This window comes from Wolbachia endosymbiont of Wuchereria bancrofti, from assembly GCF_002204235.2.
In the GTDB taxonomy this organism is placed as follows: Bacteria; Pseudomonadota; Alphaproteobacteria; order Rickettsiales; family Anaplasmataceae; genus Wolbachia.
The window spans coordinates 1-576 of record NZ_NJBR02000042.1 but is presented as its reverse complement, the minus strand read 5'-3'; the positions used below and the strand labels follow the sequence as shown (position 1 = coordinate 576).

The following is a 576-nucleotide window of genomic DNA, read 5'->3' as shown; positions in this document are numbered from 1 at the left end:
TGCTAATTATTGTTTTAGCATTGAACCCTAGAAGACCCCTTGAAACCCCTATGGGTAAATTAGCTGAAACCTTCCTATTACAAGCTCTGTAATAGCCTCTTTGCAACCTATACTCAGTTACGATTGGTTTGATTTCTGGTAATTCTACCTTTTAATGGATAACTCCATCTTCTAAAACAACCTTATTTCCACACACACAAACCTGATAAAATTGTACAGTCCACTACTATATTTGCTACCATCAAATCTCACTTATATACTTTATGCCCTGGCTGACCTCCTGGTTTTTTATCACTTTTCTTTTTTGTTTTTTTTGCGATATATATCTTGCGATGGTGGTAGAGATGAATTTTTTGAGTTTAGAGCCAATTTATCTTCTAGCTCAATTACTTTTGCTTTTAAGCTATCATTTTCTATAATCAGAGCCTTTATTTCTTCTTTGAGATTAGCGTTTTTTAATTCGTGCGCCCAATCTTTTATGCAGCTCTGTTATCATTTACCCACTCCATATTTAGCTTCTTATGTCCTTACACTTTTACAACTACTTTATAAATCCCTTATCTCCGTAAACGGTTA

Annotated in this window: 1 protein-coding gene; it reads right to left on the bottom strand. The window is 34.2% G+C overall.

Annotation, left to right across the window (positions count from 1 at the left end; translation table 11 throughout):
- Positions 1-291: 291 nt before the first annotated feature.
- Positions 292-480, bottom strand: a complete 189-nt coding sequence (locus CCY16_RS07015; RefSeq protein WP_410543241.1) for a DUF6444 domain-containing protein — start codon at positions 478-480, stop codon at positions 292-294.
- Positions 481-576: the final 96 nt, after the last annotated feature.